This is a genomic window from Streptomyces sp. NPDC054813 (genome assembly GCF_053611365.1).
Genome location: NZ_JBSHAF010000015.1, coordinates 3,598 through 20,081, shown reverse-complemented (window position 1 = coordinate 20,081; position 16,484 = coordinate 3,598). Strand labels below are relative to the sequence as shown.

General features: G+C 72.6%; 12 protein-coding genes. 10 read left to right on the top strand and 2 right to left on the bottom strand.

Translation table 11 applies throughout. The annotated features are described in order from the left end of the window. Positions 1-61 precede the first annotated feature (61 nt). Positions 62-943: a class I SAM-dependent methyltransferase gene (locus tag ACWGJB_RS28285; protein WP_453382887.1), complete on the bottom strand. Its 882-nt coding sequence runs from the start codon at positions 941-943 to the stop codon at positions 62-64. Positions 944-1,294: 351 nt separating this feature from the next. Here ACWGJB_RS28285 and ACWGJB_RS28280 point away from each other — a divergent pair, with 351 nt between their 5' ends. The 10 genes from ACWGJB_RS28280 (at position 1,295) to ACWGJB_RS28235 (ending at position 15,962) form a co-directional block, all read left to right on the top strand. Continuing rightward, positions 1,295-2,878 (top strand): ABC transporter substrate-binding protein, encoded by a 1,584-nt coding sequence (locus ACWGJB_RS28280; RefSeq protein WP_453382886.1) that lies wholly within the window; start codon positions 1,295-1,297, stop codon positions 2,876-2,878. Between the two features lie 2 nt (positions 2,879-2,880). Next, on the top strand, positions 2,881-3,837 hold the full coding sequence (locus ACWGJB_RS28275) for an ABC transporter permease (protein WP_453382885.1): 957 nt from the start codon (positions 2,881-2,883) through the stop codon (positions 3,835-3,837). Continuing rightward, the gene (locus ACWGJB_RS28270; protein ID WP_453382884.1) at positions 3,834-4,733 is read left to right on the top strand and encodes an ABC transporter permease; all 900 of its coding nucleotides are present in this window, start codon (positions 3,834-3,836) and stop codon (positions 4,731-4,733) included. The genes ACWGJB_RS28275 and ACWGJB_RS28270 overlap by 4 nt, the downstream gene beginning before the upstream one ends. Beyond that, positions 4,733-6,487, top strand: a complete 1,755-nt coding sequence (locus ACWGJB_RS28265) for a dipeptide ABC transporter ATP-binding protein (protein WP_453382883.1) — start codon at positions 4,733-4,735, stop codon at positions 6,485-6,487. The genes ACWGJB_RS28270 and ACWGJB_RS28265 overlap by 1 nt, the downstream gene beginning before the upstream one ends. Further along, a complete protein-coding gene (locus ACWGJB_RS28260; RefSeq protein ID WP_453382882.1) occupies positions 6,484-8,493 on the top strand; it encodes a CocE/NonD family hydrolase in 2,010 nt (669 codons plus the stop codon). Before ACWGJB_RS28265 ends, ACWGJB_RS28260 begins: the two co-directional genes overlap by 4 nt. Beyond that, positions 8,490-9,158, top strand: a complete 669-nt coding sequence (locus ACWGJB_RS28255) for a TetR/AcrR family transcriptional regulator (protein WP_453382881.1) — start codon at positions 8,490-8,492, stop codon at positions 9,156-9,158. The genes ACWGJB_RS28260 and ACWGJB_RS28255 overlap by 4 nt, the downstream gene beginning before the upstream one ends. Positions 9,159-9,541: 383 nt before the next feature. Continuing rightward, positions 9,542-11,020: a glutamate--cysteine ligase gene (locus tag ACWGJB_RS28250; RefSeq protein ID WP_453382880.1), complete on the top strand. Its 1,479-nt coding sequence runs from the start codon at positions 9,542-9,544 to the stop codon at positions 11,018-11,020. Positions 11,021-11,259: 239 nt separating this feature from the next. Further along, a complete protein-coding gene (locus ACWGJB_RS28245; RefSeq protein ID WP_453382879.1) occupies positions 11,260-12,486 on the top strand; it encodes an aminotransferase class V-fold PLP-dependent enzyme in 1,227 nt (408 codons plus the stop codon). A 134-nt stretch (positions 12,487-12,620) separates the two neighbouring features. Further along, positions 12,621-14,681 carry a galactose-binding domain-containing protein gene (locus tag ACWGJB_RS28240; protein ID WP_453382878.1) on the top strand — a complete coding sequence of 687 codons (2,061 nt, stop codon included), beginning with the start codon at positions 12,621-12,623 and terminating at the stop codon, positions 14,679-14,681. Positions 14,682-14,981: 300 nt separating this feature from the next. Beyond that, positions 14,982-15,962, top strand: a complete 981-nt coding sequence (locus tag ACWGJB_RS28235) for a DUF3566 domain-containing protein (protein ID WP_453382877.1) — start codon at positions 14,982-14,984, stop codon at positions 15,960-15,962. Between the two features lie 102 nt (positions 15,963-16,064). Here the strand turns inward: ACWGJB_RS28235 and ACWGJB_RS28230 are convergent. Next, on the bottom strand, positions 16,065-16,484 hold a 420-nt coding region (locus tag ACWGJB_RS28230; protein ID WP_453382876.1), incomplete at its 5' end, for a GreA/GreB family elongation factor.

Below are 16,484 nucleotides of genomic sequence, written 5' to 3'. Positions count from 1 at the left end.
GCAACTCCATCGGACGTCCTCCGCACGACGTCATGGGCCCGTCGGTCCGCTACCGGCGCACTCACCCGCGGTGGCACTCCGCGACGGCCACGCGACCGGACCGCAGGGACGACCGCCGCCGCGCCGGGCTGCCCAAGGTGTGTGCGAGCGTGAGGAGATCGTCGTCCGACACCACCCGCAGGCCGTACTCCGCCAGCAGCGCGGCCAGGCGCCGCGGCCGCCACAGTGAGCGCCACGGCTCGCCCGACGTCACGGAACTGCCGAGTACGCGTGCCAGCCGCCGCCCCACGGCCGCCCTCGCCGACGGCGCCTGGTAGTTGACGACGAGCGCGCTGTCCGGGGCCGACCGGGCGGCGAGCGCGGCGACCGTCGCCCGGACCTCGTCGCGCGTGAGGTAGGGCACGACGCCCTCCCACAGCCATGTCGTCGGCGCCGACGGGTCGTGTCCGGCCGCGTCCAGGGCCGCCCCGAGATCATCGACCGCGAAATCGACCGGCGTGAACCGTGCGGAACGGGCGGCGGCCGGCAACTCGGGGATGTCGGCGAGGCGGGCGCGCTTGTCCTGCTGGGAGGCCGGATGGTCGACCTCCCACACATCCGTCCGGGCAAGCTCGGGCAGCCGCCATGCGCGGGTGTCAAGACCGGCGCCGAGTATCACGAGCTGGCCGGTGGGACGGGCGCGCAGCGCCTCGTCGATCGCGATCGTGCGCGGTACGACCACATCGGCACACGCGCGCACACTCTCGTACGCGACGCGCGCCTGCCAGCCCTCCGGCACCGTACCCGCGCGCACCTCGTCCACGGGCGCGCGCTCCTCGACGCGCAGCAGCCGTACCGCCACCGGATCCGCGAACCGGCCCACGGCCGTCTTCCCGTCCGCCACCGCCCGCCCCTGGCAGACCAGGACCGCCGTCCGGCTCGCCGCACGCTCGCTCTCGCTCATGGAGCCGTATTCAACACGACTCCCACCGCCCCGCGCGGCAGACGGCGAACTCGCCGCCCGGCAGGGCGAGTACGACACCGCGGCGCTCCGCGGCCGGCGAGCCCGTCGTCCGGCGACATCGCGGCGATGGCCCGCACGAAGCCCCTCGTCCACGTCGGGGCGCCCGGGCGGGATCACGGTCACGCGGTGACCGTGCCGTCGGCGCACGCGCCTCACCCACGCCCGTTACCGATCCGTTTCGCAGGTTAATTTCCGCGTCCGAAGGGTTGGCTGGAAGTCGTCATCTGGTTATCGTTCACGAACTTCACTCAATCGTTCCGCCGAACGAATAGCGAGAGAGACGGTCGGTCCATGTCCGACATCCACCTGCCGGGGCGCCGCTCGGTGCTCGCCGCGGGCGCGGCCGGCGCGGCCTCGCTCGGCGCGTCCTGGCTGCTCACCGGCTGTACGGGGGCAGCCGCCGCCCCCGACCTGACGGCCGCCGCCCTGAAGGGCACCCCCGACGCCGGCGGCACCCTGCGCATTGCCCGCCCGCCGGCATCCGACGCCGAGACCCTCGATCCCGCCAGCTCCCTGTCGGCGTACGAGTACCTCGGCGCCCTGTACAACCGGCTGGTCCGCGTCGGCGCGGACGGCGAACTCGCCCCCGACCTCGCCGAGTCATGGGAGTCCGACAGCAAGGCCCGTACCTGGACCTTCCGGCTGCGCAAGGGCGTCACCTTCCACGACGGACGTGCCTTCACCTCCGCCGACGCCGTCTACACGCTGCGGCACATCCTCGCCAAGGCGACCGCCTCACCCCAGGCCGCCGTTCTCGCCCCGCTCGTCGACCCCGGCACGCTGCGCACCCCTGACGCCCACACCCTCGTCGTCCCGCTGAAGACCCCGAACGCCGAGTTCCCCAGCCTGCTGACGCACTACAACTGCTATGTCGTCCCGGACGGCAGCGCCAAGGGCATCGGCCGCACCGGCATCGGCACCGGTCCCTTCAAGCTGGAGTCCTTCGCCCCCGCGGGTCCCGGCCGGGTCACCGCGAACAAGGACCACTGGGCCGGCCGCCCGGTCCTCGACGCGATCTCCTTCTACTCGGTCGCCGACATGTCCGCCCGCTCCAACGCCCTGCTCGCCGGCCAGGTGGACCTGCTGTCCCAGACCAACCTCGACTTCGCCACCGCCCGGGTGGTCGCCGCCTCCGACCGGGCCACCATCGCCCGGGTGAAGGACGCGCAGTGGTACGTGCTGCCGATGCTCACCACCGAGAAGCCCTTCACCGACGTACGGGTCCGGCAGGCGATGAAGCTCGCCTACGACCCGGAGCACGTCGTGAAGGTCGCGCTCCAGGGCGCGGGCAGCACCGGCTGGGACAACCCCGTACCGCCCACCGACCCCGCCCACATCTCCGCGCACCCCGCGCACGACCCCGAGCAGGCCCGCCACCTCCTCAAGCAGGCCGGGCACGAGGGCCTGGCCGTCGACCTCTACACCTCCTCCTACGACCCGCTGTTCACGCCGATGGCCCTCGCCTACCAGGACTCCGCCAGGCGCGCCGGCATCCGGGTCCGGGTCAGGACGGCCGCCGCGGACTCCTACTACACGCAGATCTGGATGAAGAAGCCGCTGATGGCCACCTACTGGTTCACCGGGCGGCCCGTCGACCAGCTCTTCACCCAGATCTTCCGCAGCGGCTCCTCCTACAACGAGACCGCCTGGTCCGACAAGGAGTTCGACACCGTCCTGGACCGGGCCCGCGCCGAGACCGACGACACCGAGCGCCGTGAACTGTACGGCGAGGCGCAGCGGCTGGTGATCGAGCGGGGCGGGGCGATGACCCCGATGTTCGCCGACCGGCTGGTCGGCATCTCCCGCAAGGTCCGCGGCTACGCCGAACACGGCTTCGAGTTCGACTACCTCAACATCGGCATGAAGGGGGCCTGAGCATGCTGTCGTTCACCCTGCGCCGGCTGGCCTCGGCCGTCGGCACGCTGTTCCTTTCCTCGGTCCTCGTCTTCCTCGCCGTCCAGGCCCTGCCGGGCGACGTGGCCACCCAGATCCTCGGCAAGGACGCCACCCCGGACGCCGTCGCCGCCCTCCGCGACCAGCTGGGCCTCGACCGGCCCGCCTGGGAGCGCTACCTCGACTGGGTCAGGGGCGCCCTGCACGGCGACTTCGGCACCTCGCTCGTCTCCGGGCAGGGCGTCGGCGGCGAAGTCGCCCAGTACCTCGGCAACTCCGCGCTCATCGCCCTCGTCACCGTCCTGTTCGCGGTGACCGGCTCCCTCTTCCTGGGCGTCCTCGCCGGCCTGTACCGGGACCGCTGGCCCGACCACCTCATCTCCACCGTCAGCCTGGTCGGCATGAGCGTCCCCGAGTTCGTGGTCGCCACCGTGCTGGTGCTGTGCTTCTCCGTCGCGCTGCCCTGGTTCCCCGCGGTCGTCCTCTACGGCCCCGAGGCGAGCGTCGGCCAGCTCCTGCCCGCCGTGTGGCTGCCCGCGCTCGCGCTCGCCGTCGTCATGGCCGCCTACATCGTGCGGATGGCCCGTACCTCCGTCATCGACGTGCTGGCCGGCGAGTACGTCACCACCGCCCGCCTCAAGGGTCTGTCCACCTGGCGGGTCGTCACCCGGCACGCCCTGCCCAGCGCGCTGCTGCCCACCCTGCACGTGATCGCCCTCAACGTCGCCTGGCTCGCGGGTGGGGTCGCGGTCGTGGAGAACGTCTTCAACTACCCCGGCATCGGAAAGCTGATGCTCTCCTCGGTGCAGAACCGCGACCTGCCCGTCATCCAGGCCATCGCCCTCGTCAGCGCCGTGATCTACGTCGTCTGCAACCTCGCCGCCGACCTCGGCGCCATGGCCCTCAACCCCAGGCTCCGCACCCGAGGGAGGACCCGATGACCGCGCTCGACACCACCCCGGCCGCCCCGGCCACCGCTCCGGCCGCCCCGCGCTCCGCCGCCCGCGCCTGGCGCGGCCTGCGCTCCTCCCGCACCGCCCTGGTGGGTCTGGCCGTCGTCGCCGTGCACATCCTGGTCGCGCTGCTCGCCCCGCTCCTCACCGCCTACGACCCGATCGCCAACGACGCCTCGCACGCCCTGCTCGGCCCGAGCTGGGCACACTGGGCGGGCACCGACCAGTACGGCCGCGACGTCCTCGCCCGGGTGCTGTACGGCGGCCGGTACGCGCTCGGCGTCTCCGTCGCCGCCACCCTGATCACCGTCGCCCTCGGCACGGTGATCGGCTGCGCGGCCGCCCTGCGCGGCGGCTGGTTCGACGATCTGCTCGGCCGGGTCCTCGACGCGATCCTGTCCGTGCCGTCGATCCTCGCCCTGCTCGTCGTCGTCACCGCGCTCGGCACCGGGCCCGCCGTGATCGTCCTCGCCATCGCCGTCGTCTACGTCCCCCAGGTCGTCCGCGTGGTGCGCGGCGCCGCGCTGGCCGTCGTCCCCATGGACTACGTCACCGCCGCCCGCGCCCGTGGCGAGAGCACCTGGGCGATCCTGCGCCGCGAGGTCCTGCCGAACATCACCGACGTGGTCTGCGTGGAGTTCGCGATGCGCGCCTCCTGGGTGGTGCTGCTGATCTCCTCGCTGTCCTTCCTCGGCTTCGGTGCCGACCCGCCGACCCCCGACTGGGGGTTGATGGTCGCCGAGAACCGCACCGCCATCACCGTCGTGCCGATGGCGAGCCTCGCGCCGATCATCGCCCTGGCCACGCTCGTGGTCGGGCTCAACCTCGCGGCCGACGGCCTGTCCAAGGCGTGGGGCGTGGACCGGATCAGGGAGGGTTCCTGATGACCTCTGTCGTCTCCATCGACCCCGTCACCTCTGTCGTCTCCGTCGACTCCCTCTCCGTCGCCTACCGTTCGGGCGGCCGCGACGTCCCGGTCGTGCACGAGGTGTCCCTCGAGGTGGCGCCGGGCCGGACCCTCGCCCTCGTCGGCGAGTCCGGCAGCGGCAAGTCCACGGTCGCGGCCACCCTCCTCGGCCATCTGCGGCACGGCTCCCGGATCACCGGCGGCAGCGTCCACGTCGACGGACAGGACGTGTTCGCGCTGCCCGCACCGCAGTTGCGGCGGCTGCGCGGCGGGACCGTCGCCATGGTCGCCCAGAACGCCGGGCAGGCGCTGACCCCGACCATGCGGATCGGGCGCCAGATCGAGGAGGCCGGTGGCCACATACCGGTCGTCGACCTGCTCGAACAGGTCCGGCTGCCGCGCCCCGCCGAACTCGCCCGCCGCTACCCGCACGAGCTGTCCGGCGGCCAGCAGCAGCGCGTCGCCATCGCCATGGCCGTCGCCGCCCGCCCCAAGGTGCTGGTCCTCGACGAGCCGACCACCGGCCTGGACGTCATCACCCAGCGCAGCGTCCTGGATCTGATCGCCGCCCTGCGCGACGAACTCGGCCTGGCCGCCGTCCTGGTGAGCCACGACCTCGGCGTCGTCGCCCACCTGGCCGACGACGTGTGCGTCCTCAAGACCGGCCGGGTGGTGGAGTCGGCCGCCACCCGGCGGCTGTTCGCCGCGCCCCAGGACCCGTACACGAAGCGGCTGCTGGCGAGCGTGCCGCGGCTGGACGACGCCGGTCTCGCGGTCGTGGACGAGGCGGGGGAACGGACGGTCCGCGCCAAGTCCGTGGTCCCGGACGGCTCACCGGTCGCGGTCGCCGCGAGCGACGTCACCATCGACTACGGCAGCACCCGCGCCGTGCACGGGGTCTCCTTCGACGTCCGCCGCGGCGAGGTCCTCGCCCTCGTCGGCGAGTCGGGCAGCGGGAAGTCCACGCTGGCCTGGACCCTGGCGGGCCTGCGCACCCCCTCCGGCGGCACCATGACGCACGAGGCCGGGGACCTGGCCCGCCCCGCGCCCAAACGGCCGCTGTCGCTGCGGCGCAGGGTCCAACTGGTCTTCCAGAACGCGGACACCTCCCTCAACCCCCGCCGCTCCGTCGGCGACGCCGTCCGCCGCCCGCTGCGCCTCTTCGGCACCGCGACCGGCCGCACCGAGACCGCCGAACAGGCCCGCCGGCTCATCGCCGACGTACGCCTGGACCCGGCCCTCGCCGACCGGCTGCCCGCCCAGCTCTCCGGCGGACAGCGCCAGCGCATCGGCATCGCACGGGCGTTGGCCGGAGAACCGGACGTCCTGATCGCCGACGAGATCACCACCGCCCTGGACGTCTCCGTCCAGGCCGAGGTGCTGCGCCTCCTCGACGACCTGCGCCGCGAACGGGACCTGGCCTGCCTGTTCATCAGCCACGACCTCGCCGTGGTGCGCGGCATCGCCGACCGCGTCGTCGTACTGCGGCACGGAGTCGTCGTCGAGGAAGGCCCCACGGAAGCCGTCTTCGACGCGCCCGGCCATCCCTACACCCGCCGGCTGATGGCGGCCGCCCTCGAACCCGACCCCGACGCACCGCCCCTGACCGGCGACGCCCCCGACTGGGCGGACGCCGCCGAGGCGGACGACATCTGGACGGACCTCGGTGACGGCCATCGCGTCCGCCGCTGGCAGCCCGTCAACGCCCCCGTGGCCGAAGGAGTTTCGTGAAGTACCGCGACCAGTTCGAGCGCCAGGTCGTCCGTGAGGACGTCTGGATCCCCACCCGGGACGGCGCGACCCGGCTGCACGCGCGCATCTGGCGGCCCGCGGACGCCGGGTCCGACCCGGTGCCCGCGCTGCTCGAATACCTCCCGTACCGCAAGAGCGACTGGACCGCGCCCCGCGACGCCCAGCGCCACCCCTGGTACGCCGGACACGGCTACGCCTCCGTACGGGTCGACATCCGAGGCCACGGCGACAGCGAGGGCACCCCCGGCGACGAGTACGACGCCCAGGAACTCGCGGACGGCGTCGACGTCGTCAACTGGCTTGCAGCACAACCCTGGTGCACCGGCAAGGTCGGCATGTTCGGCATCTCCTGGGGCGGCTTCAACGCCCTTCAGATAGCGGCCCTCGCCCCCGAGCCGCTCAAGGCGGTCGTCACCGTCTGCTCCACCGACGACCGCTACGACAACGACGTCCACTACACCGGCGGCGCCGTCCTCGGCATCGACATGCTCGCCTGGGCCGGCACCATGCTCGCCTTCGCCTCCCGCCCCCCGGACCCGGCGAGCGTCGGCACCGACCGCTGGCTGCCCATGTGGCGCGAACGCCTCGACACTCTCCAGCCCTTCCTGCACACCTGGCTCGACCACCAGGAGCGCGACGCCTACTGGCGGCACGGCAGCGTCTGCGAGGACTACACCGCCATCGACGCCGCCGTCCTCGCGGTCGGCGGCTGGCACGACCCCTACCGCGACACCGTGCTGCGCCTCGTCGAGCACCTGCCGGCCGACCGGGTGCGCGGCCTGATCGGCCCCTGGTCCCACCAGTACCCCGACCGCGGGCTGCCGCCGGGCCCGGCGATCGGTTTCCTCCAGGAGACCCTGCGCTGGTGGGACCAGCACCTCAAGGACACCGACACGGGGGTGCTGCGCGAGCCGCTGCTCCGCGCCTGGATCAACGACCCGGTCCCGCCCGCCACTTCGTACGACGTGCTGCCGGGCCGCTGGGTCGGGGAGACCGACTGGCCCTCCCCGCAGGTGACATGGAGCGAGCGCGCCCTCGCTCCCGACTCCGGTACCCCCGTCCTGGTACGTTCCCCGCTCCACACCGGCCTCGACGCCGGCCGGTTCTTCCCCTTCGGCAACGCGAGCGACCTGCCGCCCGACCAGCGCGAGGAGGACGGCCGTTCGGTGTGCTTCGACTCCGAACCCCTCGCCGAGCGCGTCGAGATCCTCGGCCGGCCGCGCGTCCGGCTGCGCCTGGACAGCGCCACCCCACGCGCCCACGTGATCGTCCGGCTGTGCGACGTGGCTCCCGACGGCTCCTCGACGCTGGTCACCCGGGGGGTGCTCAACCTGCTGAGCAGGCACGGCCGCGACAAGGCGGTCGAGTGGACCCCGGGCACCTACGAGGACGTCGAGGTCGAACTCACCGGCATCGGCTACGCCTTCCCGCCCGGCCACCGGGTCCGGGTCGCCGTCTCCGACGCGTACTGGCCGTGGGTGTGGCCGCACGGTGAGCGCGGCGAGCTGCGGGTCGTACCCGCCGACAGCGCCGTACTCCTGCCCGTGCGGGCGGCCGTCGAGGAACCGCCGATCGTCTTCGAGGAGCCGGAACAGGCGCCGGCGCTGCCGGTCACCTACGACCGGCCCGCCGAGCCGCGGCCCGAACGGCTCGTCACGCACGACGTGGCGGCCGGGGAGTGGACCCTGGAGGTCGACCCCAACTACGGCGGATCGCGGACGTATCCCGACGGGCTCCGCTACGAGGAGAGCGCACGCGAGACGTACCGTGTCCGCGACGCCGACCCGCTCTCCGCGAGTGCCGTGTCCCAGTGGCGGATCCGGCTGCGGCGCGGCGACGACTACGACGCTGAGATCATGACGCGTACGGAGCTGCGGGCCACGGCCGCGGACTTCGTCATGGACAGCCGTATCGAGGCACGGGCGAACGGAGAGACAGTGGCCAAGCGCTCCTGGCACCACACCAGCGCGAGGACGTCGGGATGACCGCCGCCAAGCCGCAGCGCGCCGCGAAGACCCCGCGCCGTGCCGTCGCCGCCGCCGACCGCACCCGCCAGCCCACCGAGGTCCGCCGCCGGCTGATCGTCGAGGCGGCCGTCCCGCTGATCGCGGAGCGCGGCTACGCCTCGGTGGGCGTCCGGGACGTGGCGGCCGCCGCCGGGGTCTCCGTCGGGACGGTCACCTATCACTTCGGCAGCGTCCAGGAGATCCTGTCCGAGGCCATGGTCCTGCACATCGAGCGCTACTACGCGGCGCTCAGCGAGGCCGCCGAGCAGGCGGGCAGCGGCGCCGAGGCGCTACGGCTGCTCGTCGACGCCCTCTTCACCGAGGACACCGACCGGCACTGGCGGATGTGGTTCGACTACTGGAACGCCGGCGACCCGGACACCGACGAGACGTTCACCCGCGGCCAGGCCCAGCGCTACGAAGCCTGGCACCAGCAGATCCGTGCCCTGGTCGAACGGGGCGTCGCGGACGGGGAGTTCGCCGCCGACGACCTCGACGGGTTCACCGTCCGCTTCGCCGCCCTCGCCGACGGCCTCGCCCTCCAGCGGCTGCGCCAGACGCCGCCGCTCAGCACCCAGGACGCCCGCCGGCACCTGAACCGGCTCGTGGAGACCGAACTCGCCGTCCGCCCGGACCGCGACTGACGCCGACGGCCGGGTGGACGGAACCTCCCGAGGACGCGTGCGCACGGCAGCCGGGCCGTGCTCCGGACAGGTACGCCAGGTGCAGGTGCAGGTGCAGGTGCAGGTGCAGGTGCAGGTGCCGGTCCGGGGTGCGGGGACGGTGTCCGGGCGCAGCCGGTCGGGCCGGAGGGCGCCGTCCCAGCCGTGCCCGTGAATCCGTGGAACCGCCGAGTCTCGACGTTTTGGCACGCCCAGGCCGACAAGCTGGAGGGGCTGGACCGGTCACTCTGCGCGTCCCTGCCGAGCGCACCCCGTGAGCCGGGGGCTCGGCGAGTGTCCGGTACGCCCGGGAGGTGCGACGCTGGGACGACAGGCATCCGCCGAGGGGACCCGGGGAGGGCCCGATGGGACGTGATGTGCCGGCCCGGGTGTTCACACGGGAGGACCGGCGCCGGTACCGCGAGAAGATGTACACCTGTCTCGACGTACTGGCGCAGATGCTGCGCGGGTCGGGCTTCGAGAGCGAGCGCCCCCAGGTCGGCATGGAGATCGAGCTCAACCTGGTGGACGACGACGGGCTGCCGGCGATGCGGAACACCGAGGTGCTGCGGGCGATCGCCGACCCCGCCTGGTCGAGCGAGCTCGGGCGATTCAACCTGGAGATCGACATCCCGCCCCGGGAGCTGACCTCCGGCGGCCCCGGCGCCTGGGAGCAGACGATCCGCGACGCCCTCAACCACGCCGAGGACCGCGCCGCGACGGTGGGCGCCCACCTGATCATGATCGGGATCCTGCCGACGCTGGGCGAGCCGGACGTGGGGGAGAAATCCCTGTCCGGCGACCCGCGCTACCGGCTGCTGAACGAGCAGATCTTCGCGGCGCGCGGCGAGGACCTGCGGATCCGGCTGGAGGGCGTGGACCGCCTTTCGATGTACGCCGACGCCATCACCCCCGAGGCCGCCTGCACCAGCACCCAGTTCCATCTGCAGGTGGCCCCCAAGGACTTCGCCGACTACTGGAACGCGGCCCAGGCGGTCGCCGGCGTGCAGATCGCCCTCGCCGCCAACTCACCCTTCCTCTTCGGCAGGGAACTGTGGCGCGAGACCCGTATCCCCCTGTTCGAGCAGGCCACCGACACCCGTCCCGAGGAGATCAAGGCCCAGGGGGTACGGCCGCGGGTCTGGTTCGGGGAGCGGTGGATCACCAGCGTCTTCGACCTGTTCGAGGAGAACGTGCGCTACTTCCCGGCGCTCCTGCCCCTGTGCGACGACGAGGACCCGCGGCAGGTCCTCGACGCCGACGGTGTGCCGCAGCTCGGGGAACTCACGCTGCACAACGGCACGATCTACCGCTGGAACCGCCCCGTCTACGCCGTCACCGACAGCGGGCCGCACCTGCGCATCGAGAACCGCGTCCTGCCCGCCGGCCCCACCGTGGCCGACACCATCGCCAACGGCGCCCTCTACTACGGCCTGACGCGCGCCCTCGTCGACGAGGACCGCCCGGTGTGGTCACGGATGTCCTTCGCGGTCGCCGAGGAGAACCTGCACACGGCGGCCCGTGAGGGCATCGACGCCCGTCTGTACTGGCCGGGGGTGGGCGAGGTACCGGTGACGGAACTGGTGCTGAGACGCCTGCTGCCGCTGGCCCACCGGGGTCTGGAGCTGGCCGGCCTGGACGCCTCCTGGCGCGAGCCCATGCTGGGCATCATCGAGCAGCGCTGCGTGAACGCCCGCAACGGCGCCCTGTGGCAGGCGGAGACGGTCCACCACCTGGAGCGGACCGGCACCCTCGACCGCCGGGAGGCGCTGCGGCGGATGACCACCACGTACATGGACTACATGCACCTCAATGCGGCGGCACACACGTGGCCCGTGGAGTGAGCGCCGCAACGGGCTGAGAAGGCGGCCCGGAGTTCCCCGCACCCCCGCGTCTCGATCGCGGCCGGGTTCGGGGCAGGCGCCGCGGATTCCTCTCCCGGTGGAGGGGCGGCCTCGGCGGCGAGGGTGGGGCACGGTCATGTGTTCCGGCGGCAGGGTCCCGCCGTCGACCCGGCCTCGGGGGACGATCACCGTCGTGTCAGGATGCCGGGTGACCGCTGTGTTCCCGGAGGCTTCCTGTCGTGAGTGAGACCGAGGTGGCCGTCGCGCCGCACCCGCTGCTGCTGGCCGACGGCCGACCCGCCGCCGACGCGTGGTCGCTGGACCCGGCGCTGACACACCTGAACCACGGCTCGTTCGGTGCCGTTCCGCTGGTGGCGCAGGAGCGGCAGGCGCAGCTGCGTGCCGAGATGGAGCGCGCGCCGGTGGTGTGGTTCCCGGAGCTGCCGGGACGGCTCGCCGCCACCCGCGTCGAGCTCGCCGACTTCCTGCGCGTCGACGCCGGTGACCTCGCCCTGGTGCCGAACGCCAGCGCCGGCGCCAGCGTGGTGTACAACGCCCTCGCTCGCCGCCGTGGCGGGGAGATCGTCGTCACCGACCACGGCTACGGGGCCGTCACCATGGGAGCGGAACGGCTGGCCCGCCGCTGGGGCGGCCGGGTGCGCACGGCGCGGGTACCGCTCGGCGCGGACGAGGACGAGGCGTACGAGGCCGTGGCCGCCGAGATCGGGGAGGCCACCGACCTCGTCGTGGTCGACCAGATCACCTCGGCGACCGCCCGCCGGCTGCCGGTCGAGCGGATCGGCGCGGAGGCACGCCGGCAGGGCGTACCGATGCTCGTGGACGGCGCCCACGCGCCCGGTCTGCTCGTCGCACCGCTCGACGGCGCGACGTACGACTTCTGGACCGGCAACCTCCACAAATGGGGCTGTGCCCCGCGTGGCACCGCGGCCCTGGTCGCCCGCGGGCCCCTGCGGGACCTGCTCCACCCGCTGATCGACTCGTGGGGCGCCGAGGATCCGTACCCCGACCGTTTCGACCAGCAGGGCACGCTCGACGCCACCTCCTACCTCGCCGCGCCCACCTCCCTCGACTTCGTCGAGCGCACATGGGGCTGGTCCGCCGCTCGGCGGTACATGGACGGGCTGGCGGACTACGCCGCCCACGTCGTCGGCGCCGCGTTCGCCCGGCTCACCGGTGACGACAGCCGGGCCGACGTCGGGATGCCCGTGCCGGGCATGCGTCTGGTGCGGCTGCCCGACGGCCTCGGGCGCAGCCGGATCGATGCCGACGCACTGCGCGACCGAGTGGCCCGCGAACTCGACGTCGAGGCGGCCTTCACCAGTTTCGGCGGCATCGGCTACCTGCGCGTGTCCGCCCACGTCTACAACACCCCGGCCGACTACGAGTACTTCGCCGACAAGTGTGTGCCCGTACTCGGCAACTGGGCCCGGGAGCCGCACTGTTGAGTCAGCGGGTCAAGCGTCCCCCGCCCTTGACTCGGTAGACCCGCGGCCCCATCCTCGTCCGAGGTATTGCGCGGGTCATGACAAGCTCAAGGGTTCATCAACCGCGCCTTCCCGCCGACCGAGGGACGTGGGCAGTGACGCAGACTCGACGCTCGTACCGCAGACGCAGGAACGTCACTGTGCTGTCGTTGCTGCTCCTGGTGCTGGCCGTGGTCCTCTGGCCCACCCCGAGTTCGGCGGCCGGCAACGACTGGTGGACCCCGACCGCACGACCCGCCCCGGACGTCCGGATCGACGTCACCGGCGAACCGTTCACCGGCACCACCGCCACGGGCGAGGTACGCGGGTTCGTCGACGCGCACAACCACCTGTTCGGCAACGAGGCCTTCGGCGGCCGGCTGATCTGCGGCAGGGTCTTCTCCGAGGCCGGTGTCGCCGACGCCCTGAAGGACTGCCCCGAGCACTACCCCGACGGCTCGCTCGCGCTCTTCGACTACATCACCCACGGTGGCGACGGCAAACACGACCCGGTCGGCTGGCCGACGTTCAAGGACTGGCCGGCGTACGACTCGATGACCCATCAGGCCGACTACTACGCCTGGGTGGAGCGGGCCTGGCGCGGCGGACAGCGGGTGCTCGTCAACGACCTGGTCACCAACGGCATGATCTGCTCGGTCTACCCCTTCAAGGACCGCGGTTGCGACGAGATGACGTCGATCCGGCTGCAGGCGAAGATGACATACGACCTCCAGGCGTACATCGACAAGATGTACGGCGGCACCGGTAAGGGCTGGTTCCGGATCGTCACCGACAGCGCGCAGGCGCGTGCGGTCGTCGAGCAGGGCAAGCTGGCCGTCGTCCTGGGCGTCGAGACCTCCGAGCCCTTCGGCTGCAAGCAGGTCCTCGACATCCCGCAGTGCGGCAAGGCGGACATCGACAAGGGGCTGGACGAGCTGTACGCGCTCGGCGTCCGCTCCATGTTCCTGTGCCACAAGTTCGACAACGCGCTGTGCGGCGTCCGCTTCGACTCGGGCGGCCTCGGAACGGCCATCAACGTCGGGCAGTTCCTGTCGACCGGCACCTTCTGGCAGACCGAGAAGTGCACCGGCCCGCAGCACGACAACCCCATCGGCAACGCCTCGTCGCAGGCGGAGTCGGACCTGCCGGCGGGCGTGGCCGTCCCCGCGTACGACGCGGACACCCAGTGCAACAAACGCGGCCTCACCGGACTCGGCGAGTACGCCGTGCGCGGCATGATGAAACGCAAGATGATGCTGGAGATCGACCACATGGGCGTCAAGGCCGTCGGCCAGGCGCTGGACATCCTGGAGTCCGAGTCCTACCCCGGCGTGATCTCCTCGCACAGCTGGATGGACCTGAACTGGACCGAGCGCGTCTACTCCCTCGGCGGCTTCGTCGCCCAGTACATGCACGGCTCCGAGGGGTTCGTCGCGGAAGCGGCGCGGACCAAGGCGCTGCGCGACAAGTACGGCGTGGGCTACGGCTTCGGCACGGACTTCAACGGCATCGGCGACCACCCCGCCCCGCGCGGCGCGGACACCGCGAACAAGGTGACGTACCCCTTCAGAAGCGTCGACGGGGGCTCCGTCATCGACCGGCAGACCTCCGGTGAGCGCACCTTCGACATCAACACCGACGGCGCGGCCCATGTCGGCATGATCCCCGACTGGATCGAGGACATCCGGCAGGTCGGCGGCCAGGGCGTGGTCGACGACCTGTTCCGGGGCGCCGAGTCCTACCTCGGCACCTGGAGGGCCACGGAACAGCACCAGGCCTCGGTGAACCTCGCCAAGGGGCAGTCGGCGAGCGCCGGTTCGTCCGAGTGGAACCCGTTCACCGGTTACCAGCCGGGCCGTGCCGCCGACGGCGACGACGCCACGCGCTGGGCCAGTGACTGGAGCGACGACCAGTGGTGGCAGGTCGACCTGGGCTCCACCCACCTGGTGTCCCGGGTGACGCTGGACTGGGAGCGCGCCTACGGCAGGTCGTACCGCATCGAGCTCTCCACCGACGGCACGAACTGGGGGACCGCCTGGTCCACGACCTCGGGCGACGGCGGCCTGGACACGGCCCGGTTCACGGGGACTCCGGCCCGCTACGTCCGCGTCCACGGCCTCGCCCGCGGCACCGACTGGGGATACTCGCTGTACGAGGTCGGGGTCCACAGCGCCTGAGGCGAGGGCCGCCGGGCGGCCCTCCGGCGCTCCCCGCACGGCCGGGGACCCGCGTCGGTCACCATCCTCCGCGCCGGGCCCGAAGCCACGGCTGCCGGGCGGACACCGCCATGACAGCGGGCGCCGACCCGGCCGCCGGCACCCCCCGGGTGCGTCTCCAGGAATGCAAGATCACGCAGGAGCCCATACCGTCGAAGGCAACGACCAGCAGGCCCCCACCGGCCGCCGGGCGGTCGAGGGAGGCCCGTTCGATGCGGGCAGAGCACCTGCGAGACTGCCAGGCCACTCAGGGAGACACGCATGAGTCGCGCCAAGCGCAGGACCCGTAACACCTCCCGCAAGCGCGCCACGCCCGGGCTCAACGGCACCGTCCACACCACGAGGCAGCCCGAGTCCGTCGAAGGGCCGGAAACCGCGGCACACGGCAAGGACGCCGACGAAGGAGCCGCCCCCGCACTCGCGGCACTCCTCGAGGGGCGAGTGGCGCCGGCGGAGCACGAGGGCGCCCCAGATCACGGCGAATCCGCGACGACGACCGTCGCTCAGGATGAGCCGATGCCGGACCGGCCCGCCGCGGACGGGCCCGCGCCACAGCCCACCCCCGCACTCCGCTCCCTGCCCGACGGGCCTCTGCCCGACATGTCCCTGCCCGACGCGGCAGACCGCCCCACCTCGCCGACCGTGCGCGACACGCTCCCGCGACGCCCCGCAGGGGGTCCTGCGCCTCGGCCACGGACGATGCGCATGCGCATACCGGAGGCGGAACCCTGGTCCGTGACGGTGATGAGCTTCCTGCTCCTCGGCGGTCTCGGTATCCTCACCGTCGTCACCTCGGTCGCCGCCTGGGGCCTGGCCGCGATCTTCGCGCCGGACGCCCTGCCCCGGCTGAGCACGTTCCTGAGCATCACGTTCAGCGTCATCGCCCTCGAGGTCGTCCTGGGTTCGTGCCTGGCAGCCCTGACCACCTTCCTGTACAACCTGACCGCCCCGTACAACGGCGGCCTCGAAATCTCCCTCACGCACGACCTCGGCCCCACCGAGGCGGGCGCCAACGCCCAGGTGGCCATGGACCGCGCCCACCTCCGCGCCCGCCGCTACCTCCGCGCGCACACCCCGGCCTGGGTGGTCGGCGCGGTGCGGCGCCTGTCGGCCGGCTACGTCTCCCTCTGGGACAGAGTGGGCTCCCTGCGGGACAGGTACGCCTCCCTCCGGCGCAGGAAGCCGCCCGCGCCGAGCGACAACGCGGTCCCGGTCAGCCCGGATGCCGGGCAGGGCGAGTGACGTAAGCTCTCCGCTCGAATACGCGACACACAACCACGCGAACACTCCGGCCTGCCACCTCGGACCCTGCTCAGGACCGCCCGCTGCAGAGGCGGACAGGCTCTAGGAGCCGCCCAGCGACACCACGGTGGCGTCCGTGGCTCCCTGGGGGGTCTTGAAGCTGACGGTGTCGCCGACACGGTGTCCCAGCAGTGCACGCCCGAGGGGGCTGTCCTCCGTCACCAGGTTCTCGTCCGCCGCCGAGGCGATCTCGCCGATCGCGATGTTCTGCACCGCGCCGTCGGTGAACCGCACGGTGACCGTGCTGCCGACACCGACCACGCCCGCGGGGGCCGGTCGGGCGACCGCCGCCTGGTGCAGCCGCAGCGTGATGTCCTCGATACGGGCGTCCAGGCGCCGGAGGTCTTCGGCCCGCTGCAACTCGTCGGCCTCGTCCGCATGGTCGCCCGGGGAATCGTGGCCCCGCCCCGGCGCGGCGCCGACCCGCCGGTCCGCGGGGAGAACCGCCACCTGCAGCTCCCA

Excerpts from the sequence above, each read along its gene's own strand:
- ACWGJB_RS28285 (WP_453382887.1), bottom strand. The coding sequence starts at position 943 with ATGAGCGAGAGCGAGCGTGCGGCGAGCCGGACGGCGGTCCTGGTCTGC.
- ACWGJB_RS28280 (WP_453382886.1), top strand. The coding sequence starts at position 1,295 with ATGTCCGACATCCACCTGCCGGGGCGCCGCTCGGTGCTCGCCGCGGGC.
- ACWGJB_RS28275 (WP_453382885.1), top strand. The coding sequence starts at position 2,881 with ATGCTGTCGTTCACCCTGCGCCGGCTGGCCTCGGCCGTCGGCACGCTG.
- ACWGJB_RS28270 (WP_453382884.1), top strand. The coding sequence starts at position 3,834 with ATGACCGCGCTCGACACCACCCCGGCCGCCCCGGCCACCGCTCCGGCC.
- ACWGJB_RS28265 (WP_453382883.1), top strand. The coding sequence starts at position 4,733 with ATGACCTCTGTCGTCTCCATCGACCCCGTCACCTCTGTCGTCTCCGTC.
- ACWGJB_RS28255 (WP_453382881.1), top strand. The coding sequence starts at position 8,490 with ATGACCGCCGCCAAGCCGCAGCGCGCCGCGAAGACCCCGCGCCGTGCC.
- ACWGJB_RS28250 (WP_453382880.1), top strand. The coding sequence starts at position 9,542 with ATGGGACGTGATGTGCCGGCCCGGGTGTTCACACGGGAGGACCGGCGC.
- ACWGJB_RS28235 (WP_453382877.1), top strand. The coding sequence starts at position 14,982 with ATGAGTCGCGCCAAGCGCAGGACCCGTAACACCTCCCGCAAGCGCGCC.